This is a genomic window from Actinosynnema sp. CA-299493 (assembly GCF_050946825.1).
Taxonomy (GTDB): domain Bacteria; phylum Actinomycetota; class Actinomycetes; order Mycobacteriales; family Pseudonocardiaceae; genus Actinosynnema.
The window spans coordinates 1773763-1800311 of record NZ_CP191993.1 but is presented as its reverse complement, the minus strand read 5'-3'; the positions used below and the strand labels follow the sequence as shown (position 1 = coordinate 1800311).

Below are 26549 nucleotides of genomic sequence, written 5' to 3'. Positions count from 1 at the left end.
GAGGCCGAGGTCACCGGGTCGTGGTCAGAGTTCCGTCAGCCGCTCACGAAGAGTGTCCAACCCCATGGCCCCCATCTCCAAGGCCTGGCGGTGGAACGCCTTGAGGTCGAACGAGGCGCCGTGCCGGGCGCGGGCGTCGTCGCGGGCCGCCAGCCACAGCCGCTCGCCCAACTTGTACGACGGGGCCTGGCCGGGCCAGCCCAGGTAGCGGTCGATCTCGTCGCGCACGTGCGCCGGGTCGGTGATGGTGCGGGTGAGCATGAACTCCAGGCCGAGGTCCGGGGTCCACCGCTCGCCCTCGTGGAAGCCGGCGCCCTTGGGGATCTCCAGCTCCAGGTGCATGCCGATGTCGATGATCACGCGGGCCGCGCGGAACAGGTGCGCGTCCAGCATGCCGAGCAGGTCGCCGTCGTCCTCCAGGTAGCCGAGCTCGCGCATCAGCCGCTCCGCGTACAGCGCCCAGCCCTCGCCGTGGCCGGAGACCCAGCACAGGAGGCGCTGGAACTCGTTCAGCGTCTCCGCCTGGTAGACGGCCGTCGCGACCTGGAGGTGGTGACCCGGCACGCCCTCGTGGTAGACGGTCGAGACCTCGCGCCAGGTGGAGAACTCCTCCTTGTCGTCCGGCACGGACCACCACATGCGACCGGGGCGGGAGAAGTCCGGCGTGGGGCCGCTGTAGTAGGCGCCGACGCCGCCACCGGGCGGCGCGATGCGGCACTCCAGCTTCATCAGCTCGTCCGGCAGGTCGAAGTGCACGCCGCGCACGTCCCGCAACGCCCCGTCCGACAGCTCCTGCATCCACGACCGCAGGCCGTCCTTGCCGCGCACCAGGTAGCGCGGGTTCGCGTCCAGCGCGGCGGCGGCCTCGGCGAGGGTGGCGCCCGGCTTGATCCGGTCCGCGACCTGCTTCATCTCGGTCTCGAGGCGGGTGAACTCGCCCCAGCCCCACTCGTAGGCCTCGGCCAGGTCGAGGCGGGAGCCGGTGAAGTAGCGGGACTGGAGCCGGTAGACGTCCTCGCCGACGGCGTCCTTCGTCGGCGCCTTGGGCGCGAGGTCGTCGCGCAGGAACGCGGCCAGGTCGCCGTAGGACTCCGCGGCGGCCTTCGCGCCCGCTTCGAGCTCGGTGCGCAGCGCTCCGCCCGCCGGGGCGTCGGCGATCAGGTTGGCGAAGAACGACGTGCCACCGGAACGGCCCGCCCAGGTGTCGCACTGCTCGGCGACCTTGCTCACCTGCCGCAACGCCGAGACGTGGCCGTGGTCCGCGGCGTGGGCCAGGCCCGCGCGCAGGTTCGCCACGGCGTCCGGCACGGCGGTGAGCCGCTTGGCGATCACAGCCCAGTCGTCGGCGGTGTCGGTGGGCATCTGGTCGAACACCTCGCGCAGCGACTGCACGGGGCTCGCGATGACGTTGAGGTTGCCCTCCATCTGACCGGCCTCGTGCAGCTCGACGTCGAGGCCGACGCGCTCCAGGAACACGGCCTTAGCGTCGGCCTCGGACTTGTCCGCGGGCTCGGCGGCGTTGATCGCGGCGAGCGCCTTGCGAGCCAGTTCCGCGCGGGCGGCGTGCCCCTCCGGCGAGTAGTCGGTGAGCCGGTCGTCGTGGCCGGGTTTGCCGATGAACGTCGCGGTCAACGGGTCCGCGGCCGCGTAGTCGGCCACGAACTGGTTGCTGATGCCGTGCACGCCGGCGGAGGAGGTTGACATGCGCCGCACGTTACCTGCGGGCCGTGTCACCCCAACAGGTAATTAGCCACGCTCACGATCGTGTCATGCGGTCAACTTTTGACCGTGGCCGGCAGGATGGGCGGGTGCCCAGGGCCTCCGCGCTCCTCCTCCCGGTCTTCCTCCTCGCGCTGTTCTCGCTGACGGGGTGCGTCCGGCTGCACGCCGCCATGGCGTTGTCCACCGACGACCACGTGTCCGGCGAGATCACCGCCGCCACGCCGCCGACCAAGGACAACGACCCCGGTCCGCAGCTGAAGGTGCCGAACGAGCTGGCCAACCGGGTCACCACCAAGCCGTACAAGGTGGACGACTACGTCGGCACGCAGCTGTCGTTCAGCGGGTTGTCGTTCGACGAGGTGCGGGCGCTGTCGGTGGCGACCAGCGCGTCGTCCAGCCGCTACCAGCTGACGTTCCGGCGCTCCGGCGACCTGGTGACGCTGTCGGGGTCGGTCGACCTGACGCAGGTGCCGCCGGAGCGTTCCGACATCCAGGTGAAGATCAGCTTCCCGGGCGAGGTCGTCGACACGAACGGGCGCGAGGAGGACGACGCGACCATCGCGTGGAGCCCGAAGCCCGGCCAGGCGTCGATGTTGAGCGCGACGGTCCGCTACGCGGGCGCGAACTCGGTGTCGTACTTCGGCTGGACGATGCTGGTGGCCGGCTTGACCGGCGGCGCGGCGCTCATCGTGCTGATCCTGGCCATCGTCGCCCACCGCCGCCACCAAGTAGCGTGACCCCGCCCCGCCCTGCCCTGCCCTACCCCCACACCCACCCTGCCCCGCCCCCGCACCTGCCCTACCCCCCACCGCGAGGTCGCGTCGATCGTTCGCGTCCTCATTCTCCGGCGATCACGCTCTTCGATCGTCGGAGAATCAGGGCGCGAGCGGTCGACTTCCAGGCGACCTCGCCCGCCGTCTGCGGAGCAGCGGCAATCCTATACAGCGCGGGCGGGCACCAGGCCCAGGCGGCCGACGATCTCCCTGGTCGCCTTCGACCGGTTGAACGTGTAGAAGTGCAGGCACGGCACGCCCTCGGCGAGCAGCCGCTCCCCCACCTCGGTCACCAGGTCGATGCCGGCCGCGCGGAAGCCCGCCGGGTCGTCGGCGTACCGGTCGAGGCGGCGCGCCACCGAGTCCGGCACGGACGCGCCCGACAGCTCCACCGTCTTGGCCAGCGTCCGCGGCGTCGTCAACGGCATGACGCCGGGGATCAGCACGGTGTCGCAGCCACGCGCGGCCACCCGGTCGCGCAGGCGCAGGAAGTCCTCCGGCTCGAAGAACAGCTGCGCGATGGCGAAGTCGGCGCCGGCGCGGAGCTTGCGCACCAGGTACTCGGTGTCGGTGTCCAGGTCCGTCGACCGGGGGTGGCCGTACGGCGACGCCGCCACGCCCACGCAGAAGTCGCCCAGCTCACGGCACAGCCGGACGAGCTCCTCGGCGTAGGTCAGGCCCTCCGGGTGCGCCACCCACTCGCCGTTCGGGTCGCCGGGCGGGTCGCCGCGCACGGCCAGGATGTTGCGCACGCCGACGGCCGCGTACCAGCCGATCACGTTGCGCAGCTCGGCCACCGAGTGGTCGACCAGGGTGAGGTGGGCCATCGGCAGCAGGGTCGTCTCCTGCGCCACCCGGCCCGTGGTGCGGATGGTCCGGTCGCGCGCCGACCCGCCCGCGCCGTAGGTGATGGACACGAACGCCGGGTCGAAGGCCTCCAGCTCGCGGATCGCGCGCCAGAGGACGGTCTCCTCGGCCTCGTCGCGCGGAGGGAAGAACTCGACGGAGAACACGGGGGACCCCCCGTGCAGGCGTTCGACCACCGACGTCATGCCGCACAGCCTAGAGGTACGTCCGAGGCGTGGAAGACGGCTGTCACCGGATGGGACCAGCCCCCCGGTTGGGCACGCCGAAGTCGCAGAGGTGACCATAGACGCGTGCCGCCCCACCCGTTGGACCTCGAACTGCCCAAGCACGTCGACGAAGCGTTGGCCGCGTACCTCGCCGACCGCCGGGCACTGGGCGCGCGCATGGAGGAGACCTTCACCGGCGCCGTGGACGCGCTGGCCGACTTCGTCCTCGGCGGCGGCAAGCGGATCCGGCCCACGTTCGCGTGGTGGGGCTGGCGCGCGGCGGGCGGCGACCCGGAGGGCGAGCTGGCCGGGGCCGTGCTCACGGCGGTCAGCTCGCTGGAGCTGATCCAGGCGTGCGCGCTGGTGCACGACGACCTGATGGACGCCTCCGAGACCCGCCGGGGCATGCCGACCGTGCACGTCCGGTTCGCCCGCGAGCACCGCGCCGAGGGCTGGCTGGGTGAGCCCGAGCGGTTCGGGCTGGCCGCGTCCGTGCTGATCGGGGACGTGGCGCTGGCCTGGGCGGACGACATGCTCTTCGCCGCCGGCCTGCCCACCGACGCGTTGCAGCGGCTGAGCCTGCCGTGGCGGGACATGCGCACCGAGATGTTGGCCGGCCAGTACCTGGACGTGCTCACGCAGGCGCGCGGCGACAGCTCGCCGGACGCGGCGCTGCGCATCGACCGGCTCAAGACCGCCGCGTACACCGTGGAACGGCCGCTGCACATGGGCGCGGCGATCGGCGGGGCGTCACCGGAGCTGGTGGACGGCCTGCGCTCGTTCGGCACGGACATCGGCGTGGCGTTCCAGCTGCGCGACGACCTGCTCGGCGTGTTCGGCGACCCGGCGGTCACCGGCAAGCCCGCGGGCGACGACCTGCGCGAGGGCAAGCGGACGCTGCTGGTCGCGCTGGGCATGGAGTTCGGCGCGGACGTGCTGCACCAGGCGCTGGGCAAGCCCGACCTGGACGTGGCCGTGGTCGACGAGGTGCGCGCGCGGCTGCGCGAGGTCGGCGCGGTGGACGCGGTCGAGGAGCGGATCGCCGAGCTGACCGAGTCGGCGCTGCGGGCGCTGGACCGGTCGCCGATCGCCGAACCGGCCGGTGAGCGGCTGGCGGAGCTGGCGATCAGCGCCACGAAGCGGACCTCCTGACGATGCGCACGGTCACCGGCCGCACGGACCACGTCGTCGTGGTCGGCGCGGGGCTGGCGGGCCTGTCCGCCGCGCTGCACCTGCTCGGCGCGGGTCGCCGGGTCACCGTGGTCGAGCGCGACGCCGTGCCCGGCGGCCGGGCCGGGCGGCTGGACCTCGGCGGCTACCGCTTCGACACCGGGCCGACCGTGCTGACCATGCCGGAGCTGGTGGACGAGGCGCTGAACGCGGTCGGCGACTCGCTGGCCGACCGGCTGACCCTGCGGCCCCTGCACCCCGCCTACCGGGCCCGCTTCGCCGACGGCAGCACGCTGGACGTGCACTCCGACGGCGAGGCGATGGAAGCCGAGGTGCGCCGGTTCGCCGGTCCGCGCGAGGCCGCCGGGTACCGGGCGCTGCGCCGCTGGCTGACCGAGCTGTACCGGGTCGAGCGCGAGCAGTTCATCGGCTCGAACTTCGACTCGCCGTTGTCGCTGCTCACGCCCCAGTTGGCGAGGCTGGCCGCGCTGCGCGGGTTCGGCAGGCTCGGACCGTCGGTGGCGCGGTTCCTGCACGACGAGCGCTTGCGGCGGGTGTTCTCGTTCCAGTCGCTGTACGCCGGCGTGCCGCCGCGCAAGGCCCTCGCCGCGTACGCCGTCATCGCGTACATGGACACCATCGCGGGCGTGCACCACCCCGAGGGCGGGATGCGGGCGGTGCCGGACGCGCTGGCGGCGGCGGCCCGGGACGCGGGCGCGGACCTGCGGTTCCAGACGCCGGTGGCGTGGCTGGAGCGGATCGGCGGCCGGGTCACCGCGGTGCGCACCACGCACGGTGAGCGCATCCCGTGCGACGCGGTGGTGCTCACACCGGACCTGCCGATGTCGTACCGCCTGCTGGGCCACCAGCCGCGCCGTCCCGTGCCGATCACGTGGTCGCCGTCGGCGGTCGTGCTGCACGCGGGCGTGGACCGGACGTGGCCGGAGCTGGCGCACCACACGCTGTTCTTCGGCCGGGAGTGGAACCGCACGTTCGACGAGCTGACCCGCCGGGGCACGGTGATGAGCGACCCGTCGCTGCTGGTCACGGCGGCGCCCGGGCAGGGGGTGTTCGTGCTGGCGCCCGCGCCGAACCTGCGCACCGGCCCGATCGACTGGGACCGCGTCGGCCCGGCCTACCGCGACGAGCTGGTGGGCGTGCTGGAGGCGCGCGGGCTCACCGGGTTCGGCGACGCGATCGAGGTCGAGCACCTGGTCACGCCGGCGGACTGGGCCGCGATGGGCCTGGCCGCGGGCACCCCGTTCTCGGCCGCGCACACCGTCGCCCAGACCGGGCCGTTCCGGCCGCGCAACCTGGTGCTGGACAACGCGGTGCTGGCCGGCTGCGGCACCACGCCGGGCGTCGGCGTGCCGCCGGTGCTGATCTCGGGCAGGCTGGCCGCCCAGCGGATCACGGGGTCGACGGGCGCGCGCTCGCGGCGGCCGGTGCGGGCACGGCGGGCGCACACCCGGCGCTGACCGAACTCGCGGCGGCCTGCGTCGGCCCCGTCCCGGGTTCGCGCGGGTGCCGGCGGCGAGGGTCGTCAGGCGCTGGGCCGTGGAAGCGCTGGGTCGTGGAAGTACGACGTCCGGGCGGCTGGGTAGCCGCCCGGACGTGGTCGGTTGTCCGGGGTGGTGCGGTGCTCGTCAGAAAGCCAAGGCCTGTGCCCGCCGCTTCACCTCACGGCCGCGGTCGCCGCGCAACGCCTCGACAGGCGTGCCGGGCAGGGTTTCGTCCTCGGTGAACAGCCACCGGAGGATCTCCTCGGTCGAGAAGCCGGAATCGCGCAGCACCGTGATGGTGCCGGGCAGGCCCTTGACCACGCCTCCGGCGGCGAGGAACTGCGCGGGGACGACGAGGACGCCGTTGCGCCGCTCGGCTAGCAGTTGACCGTCCCGCAGCAACTGGTGGACTCGGTTGACAGGCAGCTCAAGACGCTCGGCGACCTCGGGGAGGGGCAGTACCTCCAGGTCGGGAGCCAGCACATCCGCAGCGGCAGGAATCGCACTCACCTGCGTCACGATGCCACAACGACGTGGACGACGCCCTGCGCCAACCGGGTGGTGGCCGTACACCCAGGGGTCGGTTTGCCGCTACCCCCTGTTTCGCGCCACTTTGACGCGGATCCCACAAGCGCGCGTGGGATGCTCCAGCGCACAGCATCGGTCGGCACCACCCACCGTACGATCCACGGCTGTGGAAAGGTCGGCGACGAACGTGATCGGCGGGCTGCTCGAACAACGCTACCGGGTAGGCGCCCTGGTCGCGCGTGGCGGCATGTCCACCGTCTACCGGGGTGTGGACACGCGCTTGGAGCGGACCGTGGCCATCAAGGTCATGGACCCCCGGTTCTCCGCCGACCCGCAGTTCGTGGCGCGGTTCGAGCGCGAGGCGCGGGCCGCGGCGAAGCTGCACCACCCCGGCGTGGTGCAGGTCCACGACCAGGGCGTGGACGAGGACCGGGTCTACCTGGTCATGGAGCTGGTCGAGGGCGGCACGCTGCGCGACCTGATCACCGCGCGCGGCAGGCTGGACGTGCCGCTGGCGCTCACCGTCATCGAGAAGATCCTCTCGCCGCTGGCCGCCGCCCACCGCGCCGACCTCGTGCACCGGGACGTGAAGCCGGAGAACGTGCTCATCGGGCCCGGCGGCACGGTGAAGGTCGCCGACTTCGGCCTGGTCCGCGCGGTCTCCACGGTGGGCGTGACCAGCGACACCATGATCCTGGGCACGGTCGCCTACCTGTCGCCCGAACAGGTCACCACGGGCACCACGGACGCGCGCAGCGACGTGTACTCGGCGGGCGTGCTGCTGTACGAGATGCTGACCGGCGCGCCACCGTACGTGGGCGACAACGCCATCTCGGTGGCCTACCGCCACGTGAACGACGACGTGCCGCCGGTGCCGGACGTGCCCGCCGAGGTCGCGGAGCTGGTGCGCCGGGCGACCCGCAAGGAGCCGTTCCTCCGGCCCGCCGACGCCGAGTCGTTCCTGTCCGAGGTGGAGACCGCGCGGGCGGTGCTGGGCATCGCGGCGGTCGACGTGCCGGTGCCCAGCGCGGCGACGCCTTCGGAAGAGGCCACCCAGCACGTGCCGGCGCCGGTGAGCCCGGCCGAGCAGACGTTGCGGGTCGAACCGGTGCGGGTGGGCGCGGGCGCGCCGTTCGCCGAGCTCACCGTGCCGGTGCACCGGCCGAACCCGCTGGTCCCGCCGGCGGGCGGGCCGCAGGGCACCAGGGCCATCTCCCGGGCCGAGCTGCTCGCGCCGCCCGAGCCCAAGCCGACCGGACCGGCCGGGCCGACCGGACCGACTCCCCCGGCGGCCCGTCCGCGTCCCAAGAGACCGCCGAAGAAGAAGACGCCCGAGCAGCTGTACGAGGAGATGCGGGCGCGCAGCAAGCGGCAGTTCATCACGTGGCTCAGCGTCCTCGTGGTGGCCGCGATCCTGATCGGCGTGACGATCTGGTGGCTGGCCATCGGCCGGGTCTCCACCGTGCCGGACCTGGTCGGCAAGGACGAGACCGTCGCCACCGCGCTGCTGGACGAGCTGTCGTTGAAGAAGACGGTGCGCCGGGAGAACAGCGACACCGTGCCGAGCGGGCAGGTGATCAGCACCGACCCGCCCTCCGGGACCAAGGCCAACCAGGGTGACCTGGTGCGGCTCGTGGTGTCCGCGGGCAAGCCGGTGGTGCCGCAGGTCAACGCGGGCGTCGAGGTCGCCGCCGCCGAGCAGGAGATCCTGTCGGTCGGGCTGAAGGCCCAGCTCAACCCCGCCAAGGACGCGTTCAGCGACCGCGTGCCCAAGGGCAAGGTGGTGACGCTGGAGCCTGCCCCCGGCACGCCGGTGCCGATCGGCTCGACGGTGACGATCGTGCTGAGCAAGGGCTCGGAGCCCAAGCCGGTGCCCAGCGTCACGGGCAAGACCAAGGACGAGGCGTTCGCCGAGCTGAGCGCGGCCGGGTTCGAGCCGGTCGAGGGCCCGACGGAGTTCTCCGACAAGGTCGACGGCGGCAAGGTGATCCGCACCGACCCGCCGGCGGGCACGAACCTGCCGCCGAACAACCGGCGGGTGACCGTCGTGCTGTCGGCGGACTCGGTGACCGTGCCGCAGGTCGAGGGCAAGTCGGTCAAGGAAGCGAAGAAGATCCTGGAGGACGCGGGCCTCAAGGTCGACGTCCAGTTCAACAACCGCGACCGGGCACGGGTGGTCAACCAGTCCATCCGCGCCGGTGAGCGCGTGCCGAAGGACACCAAGATCACGATCATCGCGGTGTGACGCGGCGGTGGCCCCCGACTCGGTGGAGTCGGGGGCCACCGCCGTTCGTCGTCGGTCGGCGTCAGCCGGTCAGCTGCGCAGCATCTCCGCGACCAGGAACGCCAGCTCCAGCGACTGCTGCGTGTTCAGCCGCGGGTCGCAGGCGGTCTCGTAGCGGCCGGCGAGGTCCAGGTCGGAGATCTCCTGCGCGCCGCCGAGGCACTCGGTGACGTCCTCGCCGGTCAGCTCGATGTGGATGCCGCCGGGGTGGGTGCCCAGGCGCCGGTGCACCTCGAAGAAGCCCTGCACCTCGTCGACGATCCGGTCGAAGTGCCGGGTCTTGTAGCCGGTGGACGCCTCGTGCGTGTTGCCGTGCATCGGGTCGCACTGCCAGATGACCTGGTGGCCGGAGGCGGTGACCTTCTCCACGATCGGGCCCAGCACGTCGCGCACCTTGCCGTTGCCCATGCGGCTGATGAGGGTCAGCCGGCCGGGCTGGTTGTGCGGGTCGAGCCGCTCGACGTACTCGACGGCCATCTCCGGCGTGGTCGACGGGCCGATCTTCAACCCGATCGGGTTGCTCAGCAGCTCGGCGAACGCGATGTGCGCGCCGTCCAGCTGCCTGGTCCGCTCGCCGATCCACAGGAAGTGCGACGACAGGTCGTACAGCCTCGGCTGCTCGCCGTTGGTGTCCAGGCGCAGCAGGGCCCGCTCGTAGTCCAGCAGCAGCGCCTCGTGCGAGGCGAAGATCTCGGTGGTGCGCAGCGACGTGTCGTTCACGCCGCACGCCGACATGAACCGCAGGCCGCGGTCGATCTCGCCGGCCAGCGCCTCGTACCGCTCACCGGCGGGCGACTGGCGGACGAAGTCCTTGTTCCAGTCGTGCAGCCGGTGCAGGTCGGCCATGCCCGCGGTGGTCATGGCGCGCAGCAGGTTCATCGCCGCGCCCGCGTTGGCGTAGGCGCGGATCATCCGGGACGGGTCCGGCACGCGCGCCTCGGGCGTGGCGACCAGCGAGTTCACGATGTCGCCGCGGTAGGACGGCAGGCCGAGCGCGTCGATGCCCGACGAGCGCGGCTTGGCGTACTGGCCGGCAATGCGGCCGATCTTCACCACCGGCAGGCTCGCGCCGTAGGTGAGCACGACGGCCATCTGGAGCAGGGTCCGGATGTTCGCGCGGATGTGCGGCTCGGTGTTGTCCGCGAACGTCTCCGCGCAGTCGCCGCCCTGGAGCAGGAACGCCTCGCCGCGGGCGACCTCGGCCAGGTTGTCGCGCAGCCGGTCGATCTCGGCCGGCACGGTGATCGGCGGCACGCTCTCCAGCACGGCGCGCACCCGGCGCACCTGCTCGGCGTCCGGCCACTCCGGCTGCTGGGCGGCGGGGCGGCTCAGCGCGTCGTCGAGCCGGTCGCGCAGCTCGGGCGGGAGGGGCGGAAGCTCGGGAAGCGTGTCCACGGGCACGTCCACGGTCCAGTTCACACGTTAAAGATAGCTGTCCACATCGAGAGACGGACTCGGGTCCGACCTGTGCCCCGTGTCGACCACGTCGGACACCCGATCGGATGACAACACGGCGGCGAGGCCGGGGTCGACCGCGGTGGAGAACGTCCAGCGGGACCACCCGGCGCACCGGTCGCACGGCGTCACCGGTGACGCCGACCTGGACCTCGGTGTGTTCACCGATCGTCGAGGGACGCGGCGGCGGCCCGGCACCGGCGCTCCTCCAGCGGTCGGCGCATCGCCGCGAACCGCTCGGCCGCCTCCAGGAACAGCGCCGTCGCCCGCGTGCGCTGCCCCTGCGCGCGCCGGACCTCGGCGTGCACCTCCCACAGCGCCGCCGTCCACGGGCCGCCCTGCCAGAGGCCGCTGATCCGCTCCGCCTCCGCCAGGTGCGGCCGGGCGCGGCTCGGGCTGCCCGCGTTCGCGCACGCCGTCGCCGCGGCGATCCGGAAGCCCATCGAGCACGGGTCGCACACGTGCGGCGCCTCGGTCAGCCACCGCTCCGCCTCGTGGATCGCGCCGAGCGCGCCGCCGATGGTGCCCGCGGCCAGGACGCGGACCCCGTGCACCCGGATGACCAGGTGCGACGGTATGCGTGACGAGCGGGCCAGCGGCAGCGCTTCGGCCAGGTCGGCACGGGCCGCCGCGCGGTCGCCGCGACGGGTCTCGGCCTCGGCCCGCCGTTCCAGCGCCAGTGACCGGGCGGACCCGCAGCCCGCGCGTCCGGCCTCGTCCAGGGACTCGCCCAGCGTGGCCACGGCGTCGTCGAGGTGCCCGGACAGCAGCGCGAACTCTCCCAGCAGCAGGTGGGCCAAGGCCCGGCCCGCCGCCGAGCCCGCCCGTGACGCGATGTCGAGCAGGTCGCGGCCGAACGATTCCGCGCCGTCGTGCCCCTCCGGCCCGTACAGGTAGAACTCCTGCAAGCACAGGTGCGCGTCGTAGACCCCGGGCCGGGGCGGGTGCCGCACCGCGTCGGCGAACTCCTCCCGGAACAACCGGTGCCACGTGCCGCGGGCGTGCGCGACGAGGGCGAGCAGGGTGGAGGCCTCACCCAGCTCGTGCCCGAGGTCGGCGTCCAGGGCCAGCACCCGCGCCTGCCTGGCCAGCCGTTCGGCTTCGGCGAGGTGGCGCCGCCCGTACGCGACCAGGCCGTTGGCCAGCGCGACCGCCGCGCGCTGCGCCGGTGACGGCGGCTCGGCCGCGTCCAGGCCGAGCGCCGACTCGTACAGCGCGACGGTCTCCGCGTCCGGCCCGATCCCGATCCGCTCCCGCAGCGCGCGGCGCAGCCGGTCGAACTGGCGCAACGCCTCGCCCCGGCGACCGGCGGCCAGGTGCCGGCGCATCACCGCGCGGTGCGCCTGCTCGTCGGTCTCGTCCAGGTCGAACAGCCGTTCCCAGTCGCCGGCGGCCCTCAGCAGCGCGGTGTACCGGCCCTCGACCTTCTCGTGCGCCTCCGCGACCCAGCACTCGTAGCGGTCGTCGACGAGCAGGCCGCCGCGGTACCCGGCGGCGGCGAGCGCGCACCGACCGGCGTCCCCCGAGGCCAGCGCGGCGTCGGCGGCCCGCTCGAACCGGTCCAGGTCCACGTCCAGGACCCCGCCGGGCCACAACGTCAACAGCCGTCCCTCGCACCGGACGGCGTCGGCACGCCCCAGCGCGCGCCGCGCGTGGAACACCGCCTTGCGCAGGTTCGCCCCGGCCGCGTCGGCGGGCAGGTCGGGCCACAGCCGGTCCATCACCTGCTCGCGGTGCAGCCGGTGGCCGGGCGCCACGGCCAGCAGCTTCACCACGTCGGCCGCGCGCCGGTTGCGCCACACGTCACCGGGGACGGGACTGCCGTCGACCGAGACGGCGAACCTGCCCAGCACGCGCACCTGGCAGGTGGCCCGCATGGCGGCACCCTACGTCCGGCCCGGCGGGACCGCCGTGGGAACGGTTTGGGAACGCCGCGCCGCCTAGCGTGTCCCGATCCACCCCGAGCCCGGAGCACCCCGTGGGCTGAGAAGACGAGGAAGGTGACGGAGATGTCCGTGTTGGCGTCGAAGAGCTTGGCCGAACCGGAAGAGGTGCGGGACTTCCCGCACGGTCACGTCGACCTGGTCACCGTCGGTGGCACGACGGTCGGCAGAGCAAAGTTCGAGCCGGGCTGGCGGTGGTCGCAGGACGTGAAGCCGATCGCGGGCACCGACTCGTGCCAGGCCGCCCACACCGGCTACATCCTGTCCGGCCGGATGCACGTCGTCATGGACGACGGCTCCGAGGGCGAGGCGGGAGCCGGCGAGGCGATCATGGTGGAGCCGGGGCACGACGCCTGGATCGTCGGCGACGAGCCGTGCGTGATGGTCGACTTCACCGGTCTGCGCGACTACGCCAAGGAGTAGTCGCGGACAGCGCAGCGCCCCCGGACCCGGGGTCCGAGGGCGCTCGACCTCGCCGAACGGCTCAGCCGAAGAAGACCTCGGCCTCCTGGTAGCGCTCCAGCGGGACGGTCTTCAACTCCTCGGTGGCCTCGGACAGCTTGACCCGGACGATGTCCGTGCCGCGCAGCGCGACCATGACGCCGAAGTCGCCGTCGGCGACCGCGTCCACCGCGTGCAGGCCGAAGCGGGTGGCGAGCACGCGGTCGTAGGCGGTCGGGATGCCGCCGCGCTGGACGTGGCCCAGCACGACCGCGCGGGACTCCTTGCCGGTCCGCTCCGCGATCTCCTCGGCCAGCCAGGTGCCGATGCCGCCCAGCCGGACGTGGCCGAACGCGTCCTTCTCACCGGAGTGCAGCGTCTCGGCGCCGCCCTCGGGCATCGCGCCCTCGGCGACCACGATGATCGGGGCGAACTGGCGCTCGAAGCGCCGCTCCACCCACTCGACCACCTTGTCGACGCTGAACTGCCGCTCGGGCACCAGGATCACGTTCGCGCCGCCGGCCAGGCCGGAGTGCAGCGCGATCCAGCCCGCGTGGCGGCCCATGACCTCGACCACGAGCGCCCGGTGGTGCGACTCGGCCGTCGTGCGCAGCCGGTCGATCGCCTCGGTGGCGATGTGCACGGCGGTGTCGAAGCCGAACGTGTAGTCGGTCGCGCCCAGGTCGTTGTCGATGGTCTTCGGCACGCCCACGACGCCGATGCCGTCGTCCGTGAGCCGCTTGGCGACGCCGAGGGTGTCCTCGCCACCGATGGCGATCAGCGCGTCGACCTTGTTCGCCGCGAGGGTCTCGCGGATCCGGTCGACCCCGCCGTCGATCTTGTACGGGTTGGTGCGCGACGAGCCGAGGATGGTGCCGCCCCTGGTGAGGATGTCCTCGACGTCATCGAGCCCGATCGGCTTGGTCAGGTTCTCCACCGGACCCTGCCAACCGTTGCGGAACCCCAGGATTTCCCAGCCGTGGGCCTCGATGCCCTTGCGGGCCACGCCGCGGATGACCGCGTTGAGGCCGGGGCAGTCGCCACCGCCGGTGAGCACACCAATGCGCATTTGCTTAGCCAATCTCTTCTCGTGGCGTTGGTCACCCAAGCCTGACACGTGCTGGATCGGTGCAGCAAGCGAGGGTCCACCTACCGGACCGTGAAGCCCTTCCGCAGGCGTTCGGACTCGATCACCTTCCAGCGCGCGAGGTTGTGCCGGGCATCGGCGAGGGCGTCGTGCGCGTCCGCGGGCGCCGGCGGCAGGTGGGGCTTGCCCACGTCCTCCCAGCGTTGCCGCAGGTCGCGGGTGAACCGGGGCAGGCAGCGCGGCAAGGCCGGCATCGGGCCCCAGAGCTGCGCCAGCGCCACGTGGTCGTAGGCGGCGAACCACGCCCACAGCTCGATGTCGTCCCGGTTGGCCTTGGGCCCGCCGACGAAGTCGAGGAGGTCCGCGCGGATGCGCTCCCGGCTGCGCCACGCCCGGTCGGCGGGCGACGGCAGCTGGTTGAGCACGTTGGCGCGCACCCACGGTCCGGCCTTGGCCGGGTCGAACTCGGTCGACACGGCGTAGAACTCGCGGCCTTCCTCGTCGACCACTCCGATGGAGACGAGGTCGATGGTGACCCCGTCCTCGATGAACTCACAGTCGTAGAAGAACCGCACCCCGTCAGCCTAAGGGTGCCGATCAGCCCGCCTTCGTCTCGGGCAGCCGATCGACCGCTTTCGCCGGCTTCCCGTCGCCGCGCCCGTCTCCCTTGGGCATCTCCTTGGCCTTGGCCGCGTAGACGTCGACGTACTCCTGGCCGGACAGCTCCATCAAGGCGTACATGATCTCGTCGGTGATGGACCGCAGCACGAACCGGTCGCCGGCCAGGCCCTCGTAGCGGGAGAAGTCCAACGGCTTGCCGATCTTGATCCGGATCGGGTACGGCCGCCACATCTTCGAGCCGATGGGGTTAGCCTTGTCGGTGCCGAACATCGCGACCGGGATGACCGGCGCGCCGGACTCCAGCGCGATCCACGCCACGCCGACCTTGCCCTTGTACAGCCGGCCGTCGGGCGATCGGGTGCCCTCGGGGTAGATGCCGAGCAGCTTGCCCTCGCGCACGATCCGCACGCCGGTGTCGAGCGCGCCCTGGGCGGCCGACGCGCTGGACCGGTCGATCGGCACCTGGCCGACGCCGTAGAAGAACCAGCGCTGCAACCGGCCCTTGAGCCCCTTGCCGGTGAAGTACTCGATCTTGGCCGGGAACGTGACCCGGCGTGACAGCTTCAGCGGGAGGAAGAACGAGTCGGAGACCGCGAGGTGGTTGCTCGCCAGGATGGCGCCGCCGTCCTTGGGGATGTTCTCCGCGCCCTCGATGATCCGGGGTCGGAAGAACAGCTTCAGGAGTGGCCCGAGAAAGATGTGTTTCATCAACCAGTACAGCACCGCGGCGAGCGCCTCCTCGACGTGCTTGATCCCCGCCGCCAGCCTACGGAGCCGACGGCGAAACACACAACGAACACCCACGCCGAGGCGGTACGGTCCCCAGTGCCACCGGCTGCCGTAATCCGCGACACAACGGGCTCGTGGGACGATGGACCTGGCAGAGGATTGGCCTTCACGACCCGGAGGGCTGGAGCACGCCGATGAACTCCCGACGCGACTCGACCGACGGCCCGGAGGACGTCGACGCGACCTTCGCCGAGATCGTGGCGGGTCTGGAACGCGAAGGCGTGGGCCGACAGGCCCACCCCGACGAGGTCGAACCGGACGAGGCCGACGAGGCCGAGCCCGCCCGGTCCGCGCGGCCCGAGGGCCACCCGGCCGTGGCCACGGCCGACGACGACCCCGACGCGTACCCGGACTCCGACACGGACTCGGACGACCCGAACGACCACTACGTGCCGCCGGAGCCGCCTCCGCTGCCCGCGTTGCGGCCGGGCACGATCGGGGCGTTGCTGCTGATCCTCCTGGGCGTCGTCCTGCTCCTGTTCCCCGGCCTGTTCGGCCTGACGGGCGCGCTCGGCACCCCGCTGGCGCTGATCGTGATGTGCTCGGGCGCCGGCTGGCTGATCCTGCGCATGCGCAACACCGAACCCCCGGACTCGGGCTGGGACGACGGCGCCGTCCTCTGACCCCTCGCGAGTCCTACCTCCAGAACGCGCGAGTCCTACGTTCAGGACGCGCGTGTCCTACGTTCGCGTACCCCGAGTTGAACGCTCAGGACAGTCGATCTTGTTCTGAGCGTTCAACTCGGGTGCCCTGAACGTAGGACACGGGTGACGCGAACGTAGGACTCGCGAGGCGTGAACGTAGGACTCTCGGGGGTCAGGAGCCGGAGAGCAGGCGGATGGTGTAGCCCTCGGCGTCGCGGCTCATGGTCACCTCGCGGCACGTCCGGTGGGTCAGCCACAGGCCGACGCCCGCCGTCGCGGTGCGGTCGGTCGGCACGAGGCCGGCCAGGGGCGACCGCGGCCCGTCGCCCCGGTCCGTCACGGCCACCAGCACGTGCCTCGGCCCCACCCACGCCCGCAGCCGCACGGGCGGCCTGCCGTGCGCCTGGGCGTTGGTCACGGCCTCACTCGCCGCGTACACGATGTCGTCCACCTCGTCGTGGCTCAACCGGGTGCCGACGCACGCCGTGGTCACCGCGCGCCTGGCCTGCGCGGGCGTCGGGTCGGTCAGCTCGACCAGCGGCCGCCCCGCCTCGAACGCCGTCGGCCCGACCGGCGGCAACGTCCACGACGACCGGTACCGCGGGTTGGGCAGGTGGGACCCGTCCGTGCCGGCCACGCGCGGGTGGGTGCGCACCACGTCCGCCAGCACCCGCGCCGGCGTGGTCCGCAGGTCGTACGGGCACAGGCCCCACAGCGGGTACTCGGCGAAGACCTCGTTCACCGCCGCCTCGTACCGCGACCACCAGTCCCACGCCACGCCGACGCCGGGGTGCGGCACGTCGCCGACCACCCGGATCTGCGCCGCGCCCGCGTACCGCGCGAACAGCTCCCGGTACGCCATGATCGCCTCGGTGGGCCGGGCGTACTGGTCGCCGCCGGGCAGGAACACGACACCGGACGGGTCGGCCACCGCGTCCCGGACCAACCGCTCGTTGGCCGGGCGGCACGCCACCAGCACCGGCTCGCACGCCGCCACGCCCTCGTCCACGAACGGCACCACGACCGACCGGTAGTCGTCGTCGCTGCCGTAGAACGCGGTCTCGTGGAAGTAGCCGACGTGCCCGTTCGCCGCACCGGACCTCATCGGCGCACCACGGGGTCGATGCGGGACTCGCGGACGTGGTGGTCGCGCGGTCCCCGGATGACGGCGGTCCGCATTCCGCGATGCTACGCGGACTCGCGGGTCAACGGTGCCGACCGTTGCGGGCCGTGCTCGCCGCCACATCGCGCGCGAGCGTGGCCACGCCGACGATCCCGGCGTCGTCGCCGAGCTGCGCGGTCCGGATGCGGGCCAGCGGCCGGTGCCCGGCCCCGGTCACCACGGCCGCGTACCGCTCGCGCGCGTCGTCCAGGAACAACGGCGCGGACTCCGACACGCCACCGCCGATCACCACGACCTCGGGGTCGTACACGTCGGCGACCAGCGCCAACCCCTCCCCCAGCCACCGCGCCAGGTCCGCCATCGCGCGTTGCGCCAACGGGTCGCCGTCCCGCGCCGCGCCCGCCACCCGACGCCCGGTGACGGCCCGCGAGTCACCCAGCGCCTCCCGCGCCAGCACGGTCGACTCGCCGGGGTGGCGGGCCAGCAGCTCGACCGCCGTCGTGCTCAGCGCCGTGCCGCTGCAGTACCGCTCCCAGCAGCCGTGCTTGCCGCACGGGCACGGCCGGCCGTCCGGCACGAGCCGCAGGTGGCCCAGCTCGGGCGCCACGCCGTACGCGCCGCGGAACACCTGCCCGTCGACCAGCAGCGCCCCGCCGATCCCGGTGCCGATCGCGACCAGCGCGGCGATCTTCGCGCCGCGCGCCGCGCCGAACCGGTGCTCGGCGAGCGCGGCGGCGTTCGCGTCGTGCTCCAGCACCACCGGCATGCCGACCCGCCGCGAGATCCGGTCCGCCACCGGCGCCTGCCGCCACGCGAGGTGCGGCGCGAACCGCACCGTCCGCCGGTCCGAGGCCACGAACCCGGCCACGGCCAGGCCGACGCCCGAGATCCGGTGCCGGGCCGCCAGCTCGGCGACGGCCTGGCCGATCGCCTCCTCCAACGCCTCCTCGCCGCTCGGCGTGGCCGCGCGCGCCGTGTCGAGGACCGCGCCGTCGCCGTCGACCACGCCCGCGCGCACGCTCGTCCCGCCGACGTCGACGCCGACAGTCAGCACTGCGCGCCCCGGTCACGCCGCACCACGGGGATGTGCTGGACGCGCGGCTTCTCCGGCCGCGCGGGCTCCTCTTCCGGCACAGGCGGGGCGGGTTCCGCCAACGCCGCGCGGAGCACCGCGACCAGCCCGGCCACGTGCTCGGCGGCCTTGGCGGCCAGCTCCGACCGGTCGCCGCGGGCCAGCGCCACCGCGTTGCACAACGGGCACCAGCCGCACGTCCCGGTGTCGTGCTCGCCCTCGGCGGCCACCCGGTGCAGCCACGGCTGCGCCCGCTCGGCGGCGGTGTCGAGCAGCAGGCGCAGCTCTTCGGCGAGCTTCGAGTCCACGTGCCTCACCGCATCCACAGATCGGGGTCGGGTGCGAACCGCACCGCCAACCCGGTGTCGTCCAGCTCCGCGCCGGTCACCAGGCAGCGCTTGAGCAGCGACGGCAGCGCGAGCAGCCGCCGCCTGCCGTCCACCGTCACGGCCAGGTCGTCGCCCACCCGCGCCAGGTCGAGCGACGAGTCGCCGACCGGCAGCGCGACGCGCAACGTGTACTCCAGCTCGCCGGTCCGCTCGACGGAGAGCAGCGGTTCGTCGTCGGAGGCGCCGTCCAGCGGGTCGCGCCCCTGGTAGAGACCTTCGGCGACGTCCAGCAACGCGTCCGCGCCCACCGGTTCGGCGGCCCGGTGCTCCACGGTGGACACCGGTCCGAGGTCGGCGAGCTCGGCGAGCACCGCGTCCTGCTCGGTCCGGCGGGTGCGCAGCCACGCGGCGGCCGGGCCGCGGTCCGCGCCGGGGTCGGGCACCACCCGGTTGGCCACCACGCCGTCGACCCGGATGCCCTGCAGCGCCAGCGCCGTCACGGTCCGCCGCGTCTCGGCCGCGACCACCCGTTCGGGGGTCAGCACCAGCCGCACGCTGGTCGTGGGCGAGGTCAGCAGGCCGCGCAGCTGGTCCAGGCTCTCCGCCAGCCTGCCCAGCGCGTCGGCGGTGGCGTCCCACTTCTCGACCGCGCCGCTGCCGGCGACGCCGGCCAGCAGCCCGCGCACCACCCGGCGGTGGGTCGGGAACAGCCGCTCCAGGTAGGAGGCGAACGCCTCGGGCAGCGCCAGCAGGCGCAGCGTCTCGGCGGTCGGACCGCAGTCGACGACCACCACGTCCCACGGCCCGCTCTCGGCCAGCCGACGCACCTCCGACAGCGCGAGCAGCTCCTCGACGCCGGGCAGGACGGTCAGCTCCTCGGCGTCCAGCTCGTCCACACCCGCGCCGGCGAGCACGGTCCGCAGGTGTCCGCGCAGGTCGCGCCACGCGTCGTCGACCAGCGCGCGGGGGTCGACCTGGGCCGCGTGCAAGCCTCCGTCGAGCTCGCTGACGTGCCCGGACAGCGGCACGCCGAGCGCGTCGCCCAACGAGTGGGCCGGGTCGGTGGACACGACCAGCGCCTTGCGACCACCCGCGGCGAGCGCGGTGGCGGTGGCGGCGGCCAAGGTCGTCTTGCCGACCCCGCCCTTACCGGTGAACAGCAGCAGGCGGGCGCTCATCCAGCGTTTTCCACCCGGCGCTTGAGCTCCTTGAGCGCGGTGTCCATGATCATCTTCTCGGCCTTGCGGCGGAACAGGCCGATCATGGGCACGACCAGCTGCACCGACAGCGTGTAGGTGACCTCGGTCGAACCGCCCTGGGGGGTCAGCCGGTAGCTGCCCTCCTGCGACTTCTGCATCTGGCCCTTGACCAGGCGCCACGAGATGAGGCTCGGCGACCACTCGTCGTAGGCCAGCACGTACTCGTCCTTGATCGGGCCCTGGTCGATGTTGAACCTGACCTGCGCCGCGCGGCCGTCCGCCCCGGTCTCCAGCACCTCGGTGCGCTTCACGCCGTTGGCCCACTCGGGGTAGGCGTCGAAGTCGGCGATGACCGCCGCGATCTCCTCGGGCGTCGCGTCGATGACGATGGACTGGGTGGACTCGTCGGCCATGCCGGGGAGGTTACCCGGTGGTTCGGCTCACCAACGCAGGACGTGGGGCGTGCCGGTGCGCTGGAAGTGGCCGACGTTGACGCACTCGGTCCAGCCGACCCTGGCCCGGCGCGCCATGGGCTGGTGCACGTGGCCGAACACCGACCACCGGGGCCGGTCGCGCTCGATCACCTCCAGCAACGACGTCGAGCCGAGCTCCGGCCGGCGGGCCACCACGTCGTAGGTCAGCTCGGCCACGGCGGGCGGCACGTGCGTGCACAGCACGTCGACCTCGCCCAGCCCGGCGAGGGCCGCGCCGAAGTCCTCCTCGGTGCGCAGGTAGGGCCGCCACGGACCGCGCCGGTTGGGCACGAAGCCCGGGTGCAGCACCGCGCCGCCCGCGAAGCCGAACCGCAGCCCGCCGATCTCGGCCACCTGCCCGTCCAGGACGTGCACGCCGTCGCGGGCGAACATCGGCCACAGCTCGGGGCTGTCGACGTTGCCCGGCGTGGCGTAGGTGGGCGCGCTCATCACCCCGAACATCGCGGTGTACTGCTCCATGATCGCCTCTTGGACGACGTCCGCGGCGTTGTCCAGGCTCTCCCACAGCGACCGCATGTAGCGGACCGTCTCGGCGCCGAACCGGCCGCGGCGCAGCCGGGCGAACACCGCGACCTTCTCCGCGCCGAACACCCGGCCGAGGATGCCCTTGCCGTGGTCGTAGTAGTCGACGAAGTCGACCAGGTCGCCGAGCACGACCAGCGCGTCGGCCCCGTCGCCGGCGCGCGCGAGCGCTTCCGCGTTGCCGTGGACGTCCGAGACGACATGAACCCGCACAAGACCCGAATCTACGGCAGCGAGGGCGGCACACCGGGCGCCCGACCGGCCTCCAAGATCATTTTGAGGCCGAGTGACACCTCCTTGGCGGCCAACTGGCGGCGGCGCACCTCGCGACGTATCCGCTGGTCGGACGCATCGCCCGGCAAGTCGGCACGCAGGAAGTAATGCAGCAGGGTGCCGTCGAGGACCGGCTCCAGCCACACCTCCATCGTGCCGACCAACGCGCCGGCGACCGTCCAGCGCAACCCCTGGGTGCCCCGGTCGGCGTAGACGTCGAGAGTCAGGTCCGGCCAGAACTCCGCCCACGCGGCGGGCGGCGCGAAGGCGGCGGCGACCACCGCCGGAGGCACTGCGAGGAACGTCTCGTCAACGACGTCGACACTGGGCACGGGTGGGAAGAGTGCCACGACACGGTCACGGATAGGCGGGCCGGCCTGGTGTATCGCCGGAATCACAGGCTAAGTTTCCCCACCGGTAACAAACAACCGTCCGGAGGTCGACGTGCGCGAGTTCAGCGTCCCCGCCACCGCCACTGTGGCTGCCGAGGAGAACCTCACCGACATGGTGTGGGCGAACGCGGAGCGCTTCGGCAACGCCGTCAGCTTCCGCCGCCGCGTGGACGGCACGTGGGTGGACGTCACCGCCCGCGACTTCGCCGCCCAGGTCCTCGCGGTCGCCAAGGGGTTGGTCGCGGCGGGCTTGCAGCCAGGCGAGCGGGTGGGCCTGATGTCCAAGACCCGCTACGAGTGGACCCTCCTCGACTTCGCCATCTGGCACGCCGGCGGCGTCGTGGTCCCGATCTACGAGACCTCCTCGGCCGAGCAGGTCGAGTGGATCCTGTCCGACTCCTCGGCCAAGGCCGTGTTCGTGGAGACCTCCGAGCACCGCGCCACAGTGGACTCGGTGGTGGCCGGCCTGCCCGAGGTGCGGCACGTGTGGCAGGTCGACGGCCCCTCGGGTGACGCGGCGGGCGCGATCGACGAGCTGACCGCGCTGGGCGCCTCGGTGTCCGACGACGACGCGCGGGCCCGGCGCAAGGTGGTCGGCGCGGACGACACCGCGACCATCGTCTACACCTCGGGCACCACCGGCCGGCCCAAGGGCTGCGAGCTGACCCACCGCAACCTGCTGTCCGAGGTGCGCGGCGGGATCATCGCGTTCCCGGAGCTCATGCAGGCGGGCAACTCGCTGCTGGTGTTCCTGCCGCTGGCCCACATCCTGGCCCGCGCCCTGTCGGTGTGCGGTGTCTACACGCGCGTGACCATGGGCCACACCTCCGACGTGAAGAACCTGGTGGTAGACCTCCAGTCGTTCCGGCCCACGTTCGTGGTGGCCGTGCCGCGCGTGTTCGAGAAGGTCTACAACGGCGCGAAGCAGAAGGCGCACGCGGCGGGCAAGGGCAAGATCTTCGACGCCGCCGAGGCGACCGCGGTGGCCTACAGCCAGGCGCTGGACACCGGCAACGTGGGCCTCGGGCTCAAGCTCAAGCACGCGCTGTTCGCCAAGCTCGTCTACAGCAAGCTCCAGGCGGCGCTCGGCGGCCGGTGCACGGCGGCGGTGTCCGGCGGCGCGCCGCTGGGCGAGCGGCTGGCGCACTTCTTCCGGGGCGTCGGCGTGCCGGTGCTCGAGGGCTACGGCCTCACCGAGACCAGCGCGGCGGCGTGCGTGAACACGGCGGCGGCGTTCCGGGTCGGCACGGTGGGCCGCCCGGTGATCGGCACCTCGGTGCGCATCGCCGAGGACGGCGAGATCCTGATCAAGGGCGACATCGTGTTCCGGAGCTACTGGAACAACGACCAGGCCACGGCCGAGGCGCTGGACGACGGCTGGTTCCACAGCGGCGACATCGGCGAGCTCGACGAGGACGGCTTCCTGCGGATCACCGGCCGCAAGAAGGAGATCATCGTGACCGCCGGCGGCAAGAACGTCTCGCCCGCCGTGCTGGAGGACCGCCTGCGCGCGCACCCGCTGATCAGCCAGTGCATGGTGGTCGGCGACGCGCAGCCGTTCATCGGCGCGCTGATCACGATCGACCCGGAGTTCTTCCCGGCGTGGAAGGAGCAGAACGGCAAGTCCGGGTCGGCGACCGTGGCCGAGATGGTGGACGACGAGACCCTGCGCGCCGAGATCCAGACCGCGGTGGACGAGGCCAACCGGGCGGTGTCCAAGGCGGAGGCGATCAAGAAGTTCCGCATCCTGCCGGTGGACTTCACCGAGGCGGGCGGCGAGATGACGCCGAGCCTGAAACTGCGCCGCTCGGTCGTGGCCACGACCTACAAGCAGGACATCGAGTCGATCTACGCGGGCTGACCCCGTGAGGTCGCGCGGCGGCGGCCGTCGGACATAGACGAGTGGCCCGCACCGAAGTGCGGGCCACCCGACCCCCAGTGATCGCGTATCCGCTGACGCGGACCCGAGAAGTTCTGTTGTCCCGGTCCCCCAACCGGGACGCTTCACAGAGTGCCGCACCGCGCTGTCGTATCGCTGACGCGGCGATGACTCCTGCCGTCAGCGCCCGCCCTAGGCTGTCCCACGGCAAGGTGGAACGAGGGGACGCAGACGGATGGGCGCTGGGCCGTGGTTCGGCCTTCTCGGCCCGCTTGAGGTGCGCATACAGGGTCAACCGGTGCCTGTCCGGGCAGGCAAGCACCGGGCGTTGCTGGCTGCCCTGTCGCTGCGCGCCGGCCGGGTCGTCTCAATTGGGGAACTGGTCTCCTTCCTGTGGGGCGGCGACCCGCCCGCACGCACGCGCGGCACGTTGCAGACCTACGTCATGCGGCTGCGGCAGCTGCTCGGCGACCCGTCGCTGATCCGGACCACTTCGGACGGCTACCGGTTGGTGGTGCCGCCGGAGCGGGTGGACGTGCACCGGTTCACCACCACGGCGGGGCTGGCGCGGCAGGCCGCGCAGTCCGGGCACCTGGCCGACGCCGCCGAGCTGTACGCCGAGGCGCTCGGCCTGTGGCGCGGGCCGGCGCTGTCGGACGTGCCGTCCGAGGCGTTGCGCGACGACGAGGTGCCGCGGCTGGCCGAGCGGCTGCTGGTGGTGCACGAGGAGCGCAACGACGTCGAGCTGGCGCTGGGCAACCACGAGCGGCTGGTGCCGGTGCTGCGGTCGTTGACCGCGGACCACCCGCTGCGGGAGCGGTTCTGGGCGCAGCTGATGGTGGCGCTGTACCGGGGCAGCAGGCAGGCCGAGGCGCTGGAGGCGTTCCGGCTGGTCGACCGGTTGCTCGACGAGCAGCTCGGCATCGAGCCCGGCCCGGCGCTGCGCGAGCTGCACCAGGCGATCCTGGTCGGCGACCCGAGCCTCGCCGCGCCCGCCGAGCGGGCCGACCCGGACGTGCCGGACCAGCTGCCGCCGGACGTGCCGGGCTTCGTCGGCCGGGCCGAGCTGGTCGACCGGATCTCCCGGCTGATCGCGCCGGACGGCCCGCGCACCGCGGTGCCGATCGTGACGCTGACCGGCGTGCCCGGAGTGGGCAAGACGGCGCTCGCGGTGCACGTGGCGCACCGGCTGCGGGACCGGTTCCCGGACGGTCGGCTGTACGTGGACCTGCGCGGGTATGAGTCCGGGCCGGCCACGCCGGTGGTAGAGGTGCTGACCCGGTTCCTGCGCGCGCTCGGCGTGCCGCCGGAGCAGATCCCGGTCGACTCCGACGAGCAGAGCACGCTGTTCCGGTCGTTGCTGACGGGTCGGCGGATGCTGCTGGTGCTCGACAACGCCGCCGCGCCGGACCAGGTGCGCCCGCTGCTGCCCGGCGCGGCGAGCTGCCCGGTGCTGGTGACCAGCCGGGACGACCTGCGCGGGCTGATCGCCGTCGACGGCGCCCGGCGGGTCGGGCTGGACGTGTTCGAGCCGGACGAGTCGCTGGCCGTGCTGCACCGGACCGGTCCGGCGGCGGAGGAGCTGGCGCGGCGGTGCGGGCACCTGCCGTTGACGCTGCACATCGCGGCGGCGTCGGTGGCGGGCGGTTCGGTGGCGCGGTACCTGGAGAAGCTGGGCGAGCGCCGTCCGCTCGACCTGGCGCACGCCGCCCTGCCGCCGGGCGCACGACGGCTGTTCGCGCTGCTCAGCGTGGTGCCAGGGCCCGACTTCACGACCGAGGCGGCGGCGAACGCGGCCGACCTGACCGTGCCGGAGGCCACCGCGCTGCTCGGGCAGCTGACCAGGGCGCGGCTGGTGAGCGCCGACGGCGGGCGGCACGCGTTCCACGACGAGCTGGCGCGGTTCGCGGCCGAGATGGCGGAGGCCGGGAACGAGGACGTGGCCGCGGCGCGCGTGCGGCTGCTGGAGTTCTACGTGCGTGCCGTCGACCACTGCGCCGAGCTGCTGTACCCGGACCTGATGCGGCTGCCGACGCCGGCCGGGCGGGCGGTGCGGCTGCCGCGCATCGAGACGGCGGCGCAGGCGCGGGCGTGGCTGGACGCGGAGCGGGCGAACCTGACCGCGGCGATCCGTTCGGCGGCGGAACGCGGGCCGGCCGCGATGTCGTGGCGGCTGGCCGACGGGCTGCGCGGCTACCTGTGGATCGGCAAGCACGTCACCGAGTGGCTGTCGACCGCGCAGTACGGGTTGGACGCCGCGCACGAGCAGCGCGACGTGGCGGGCGAGGCGGCGATGCACCAGAACCTGGGCACGCTGCACTGGCGGCTCGGCGACTTCGACACGTCCGTCGCGCACTACACGCGTGCCGTCGACCTGCACCGGATGTCCGGTGACCTGGTCTCGGAGGCGGAGGTGCGCGGGAACCTCGGCGTGGTGCGGCTGGAGTCGGGCGACCTGGCTTCGGCGCGCAACGACCTGGAGATGTGCCTGGCGCTGAAGCGCGAGTCCGGCGGGTCGAGGTCGGGCGAGACGGGCGTGCTGACCGGGCTGGGCATGTTGGCCATCGAGACCGGCGAGCTGGCCGAGGCGGTGGACCTGCTGGGCGAGGCGCTGGCGATCAGCGTGGAGCACGGGTCGCGGGGCAGCGAGATCACCGCGTTGACGCTCTTGGGCGTGGCGTCCCAGCTCATGGGCGAGCCGCAGCGCGCGCTCACGCACCTGTCCGAAGCGTTGCGCCTGTCGACCGAGGCGGGGTTCCGCGAGGCCGCCGCACGGGTGCTGGAGAGCACCGCGTCCGTGCGCCTGGACCTGGGCGAGCACGCCGCGGCGCTGGAGCTGGCCGACCGGGCGTTGGCCGAGCTGCGGGAGGACGGCGACCAGCGGATCACCACGAACGTGCTGGTGGTGATGGCGTCGGCGAACCGCGGTCTCGGTTCCCTGCGCACGGCCGACGAGCAGTTCCAGCAGGCCCTGACCAAGGCGCGTCGGATCGGCTACCTGCCGGGCGAGGCCCGCGCCCTGGTCGGCCTGGCGGGCGTGCGCAGGCTCCTGGGCCAGCTCGCGGAGGCCAAGTCCCTGGCCACCCAGGCCGTCACCCTGACCTCCCGCCTGGGCCTGCGCGTCACCGAACGCCACGCCCGCGCCGAGCTGGCCACCGTCGACCAAGCCCTGACCGACCTCACCTGAACGTTCAACTCGGGGCACCTGAACGTAGGACACGGTCGTTCCGAACG

Annotated in this window: 23 protein-coding genes; 8 read left to right on the top strand and 15 right to left on the bottom strand. The window is 73.0% G+C overall.

From position 1 onward, the window contains the following. Positions 1-24: 24 nt before the first annotated feature. Entirely contained in the window at positions 25-1704 is a 1680-nt protein-coding gene (locus ACQPYE_RS08745; protein ID WP_498720466.1) for a DUF885 domain-containing protein, read from the bottom strand. 104 nt (positions 1705-1808) lie between these two features. Between ACQPYE_RS08745 and ACQPYE_RS08740 the strand changes: the two genes are divergently transcribed. Further along, the gene (locus ACQPYE_RS08740) at positions 1809-2459 is read left to right on the top strand and encodes a DUF3153 domain-containing protein (protein WP_498720464.1); all 651 of its coding nucleotides are present in this window, start codon (positions 1809-1811) and stop codon (positions 2457-2459) included. A 200-nt stretch (positions 2460-2659) separates the two neighbouring features. Here ACQPYE_RS08740 and ACQPYE_RS08735 read toward each other — a convergent pair whose 3' ends face one another. Further along, entirely contained in the window at positions 2660-3547 is an 888-nt protein-coding gene (locus tag ACQPYE_RS08735; RefSeq protein ID WP_498720463.1) for a methylenetetrahydrofolate reductase, read from the bottom strand. 105 nt (positions 3548-3652) lie between these two features. Here ACQPYE_RS08735 and ACQPYE_RS08730 point away from each other — a divergent pair, with 105 nt between their 5' ends. Both ACQPYE_RS08730 and crtI read left to right on the top strand, forming a co-directional pair. After that, a complete protein-coding gene (locus ACQPYE_RS08730; protein ID WP_498720462.1) occupies positions 3653-4720 on the top strand; it encodes a polyprenyl synthetase family protein in 1068 nt (355 codons plus the stop codon). Between the two features lie 2 nt (positions 4721-4722). Continuing rightward, positions 4723-6216, top strand: coding sequence for a phytoene desaturase family protein (crtI, locus tag ACQPYE_RS08725; RefSeq protein ID WP_498720461.1), 1494 nt, complete (start codon positions 4723-4725; stop codon positions 6214-6216). Positions 6217-6384: 168 nt separating this feature from the next. Here crtI and ACQPYE_RS08720 read toward each other — a convergent pair whose 3' ends face one another. Then, complete coding sequence (locus ACQPYE_RS08720; protein WP_498722866.1) at positions 6385-6750, bottom strand: Rv2175c family DNA-binding protein; 366 nt, start codon at positions 6748-6750, stop codon at positions 6385-6387. Between the two features lie 184 nt (positions 6751-6934). Here ACQPYE_RS08720 and ACQPYE_RS08715 point away from each other — a divergent pair, with 184 nt between their 5' ends. After that, positions 6935-9013: a Stk1 family PASTA domain-containing Ser/Thr kinase gene (locus tag ACQPYE_RS08715; protein WP_498720460.1), complete on the top strand. Its 2079-nt coding sequence runs from the start codon at positions 6935-6937 to the stop codon at positions 9011-9013. A 69-nt stretch (positions 9014-9082) separates the two neighbouring features. Here the strand turns inward: ACQPYE_RS08715 and ACQPYE_RS08710 are convergent, their stop codons facing one another. Both ACQPYE_RS08710 and ACQPYE_RS08705 read right to left on the bottom strand, forming a co-directional pair. Continuing rightward, positions 9083-10471, bottom strand: coding sequence for a class II 3-deoxy-7-phosphoheptulonate synthase (locus tag ACQPYE_RS08710; RefSeq protein ID WP_498720459.1), 1389 nt, complete (start codon positions 10469-10471; stop codon positions 9083-9085). A gap of 197 nt (positions 10472-10668) precedes the next feature. Next, a complete protein-coding gene (locus ACQPYE_RS08705) occupies positions 10669-12384 on the bottom strand; it encodes an AfsR/SARP family transcriptional regulator (protein WP_498720458.1) in 1716 nt (571 codons plus the stop codon). 132 nt (positions 12385-12516) lie between these two features. Between ACQPYE_RS08705 and ACQPYE_RS08700 the strand changes: the two genes are divergently transcribed. Continuing rightward, on the top strand, positions 12517-12873 hold the full coding sequence (locus ACQPYE_RS08700; protein ID WP_498720457.1) for a cupin domain-containing protein: 357 nt from the start codon (positions 12517-12519) through the stop codon (positions 12871-12873). A gap of 61 nt (positions 12874-12934) precedes the next feature. Here ACQPYE_RS08700 and ACQPYE_RS08695 read toward each other — a convergent pair whose 3' ends face one another. The 3 genes from ACQPYE_RS08695 to ACQPYE_RS08685 form a co-directional block, all read right to left on the bottom strand. After that, positions 12935-13960: a 6-phosphofructokinase gene (locus ACQPYE_RS08695; RefSeq protein ID WP_498720456.1), complete on the bottom strand. Its 1026-nt coding sequence runs from the start codon at positions 13958-13960 to the stop codon at positions 12935-12937. A gap of 80 nt (positions 13961-14040) precedes the next feature. Next, complete coding sequence (locus ACQPYE_RS08690; protein WP_498720455.1) at positions 14041-14553, bottom strand: polyadenylate-specific 3'-exoribonuclease AS; 513 nt, start codon at positions 14551-14553, stop codon at positions 14041-14043. Positions 14554-14575: 22 nt separating this feature from the next. Further along, positions 14576-15322, bottom strand: a complete 747-nt coding sequence (locus tag ACQPYE_RS08685; RefSeq protein ID WP_498722865.1) for a lysophospholipid acyltransferase family protein — start codon at positions 15320-15322, stop codon at positions 14576-14578. 200 nt (positions 15323-15522) lie between these two features. Here ACQPYE_RS08685 and ACQPYE_RS08680 point away from each other — a divergent pair, with 200 nt between their 5' ends. Next, positions 15523-16011, top strand: coding sequence for a hypothetical protein (locus ACQPYE_RS08680; RefSeq protein WP_498720454.1), 489 nt, complete (start codon positions 15523-15525; stop codon positions 16009-16011). 193 nt (positions 16012-16204) lie between these two features. Here the strand turns inward: ACQPYE_RS08680 and ACQPYE_RS08675 are convergent, their stop codons facing one another. The 7 genes from ACQPYE_RS08675 to ACQPYE_RS08645 form a co-directional block, all read right to left on the bottom strand. After that, positions 16205-17137, bottom strand: coding sequence for an anti-sigma factor RsbA family regulatory protein (locus ACQPYE_RS08675; RefSeq protein ID WP_498720453.1), 933 nt, complete (start codon positions 17135-17137; stop codon positions 16205-16207). 100 nt (positions 17138-17237) lie between these two features. Then, positions 17238-18209 carry an ROK family glucokinase gene (locus ACQPYE_RS08670; RefSeq protein WP_498720451.1) on the bottom strand — a complete coding sequence of 324 codons (972 nt, stop codon included), beginning with the start codon at positions 18207-18209 and terminating at the stop codon, positions 17238-17240. Then, the gene (locus ACQPYE_RS08665) at positions 18203-18535 is read right to left on the bottom strand and encodes a hypothetical protein (protein ID WP_498720450.1); all 333 of its coding nucleotides are present in this window, start codon (positions 18533-18535) and stop codon (positions 18203-18205) included. Before ACQPYE_RS08665 ends, ACQPYE_RS08670 begins: the two co-directional genes overlap by 7 nt. A 5-nt stretch (positions 18536-18540) precedes the next feature. After that, positions 18541-19734 carry an ArsA family ATPase gene (locus tag ACQPYE_RS08660; RefSeq protein ID WP_498720449.1) on the bottom strand — a complete coding sequence of 398 codons (1194 nt, stop codon included), beginning with the start codon at positions 19732-19734 and terminating at the stop codon, positions 18541-18543. Then, positions 19731-20168 carry an SRPBCC family protein gene (locus ACQPYE_RS08655; RefSeq protein ID WP_498720448.1) on the bottom strand — a complete coding sequence of 146 codons (438 nt, stop codon included), beginning with the start codon at positions 20166-20168 and terminating at the stop codon, positions 19731-19733. The genes ACQPYE_RS08660 and ACQPYE_RS08655 overlap by 4 nt, the downstream gene beginning before the upstream one ends. A gap of 27 nt (positions 20169-20195) precedes the next feature. Next, positions 20196-20984 carry a metallophosphoesterase family protein gene (locus ACQPYE_RS08650; RefSeq protein WP_498720447.1) on the bottom strand — a complete coding sequence of 263 codons (789 nt, stop codon included), beginning with the start codon at positions 20982-20984 and terminating at the stop codon, positions 20196-20198. A gap of 11 nt (positions 20985-20995) precedes the next feature. Further along, positions 20996-21376, bottom strand: a complete 381-nt coding sequence (locus ACQPYE_RS08645) for a polyketide cyclase / dehydrase and lipid transport (RefSeq protein ID WP_498720446.1) — start codon at positions 21374-21376, stop codon at positions 20996-20998. Positions 21377-21488: 112 nt separating this feature from the next. Here ACQPYE_RS08645 and ACQPYE_RS08640 point away from each other — a divergent pair, with 112 nt between their 5' ends. Further along, on the top strand, positions 21489-23297 hold the full coding sequence (locus ACQPYE_RS08640) for an AMP-dependent synthetase/ligase (RefSeq protein ID WP_498720445.1): 1809 nt from the start codon (positions 21489-21491) through the stop codon (positions 23295-23297). Between the two features lie 316 nt (positions 23298-23613). Then, positions 23614-26502 (top strand): AfsR/SARP family transcriptional regulator, encoded by a 2889-nt coding sequence (locus tag ACQPYE_RS08635; RefSeq protein ID WP_498720444.1) that lies wholly within the window; start codon positions 23614-23616, stop codon positions 26500-26502. Positions 26503-26549 lie beyond the last annotated feature (47 nt).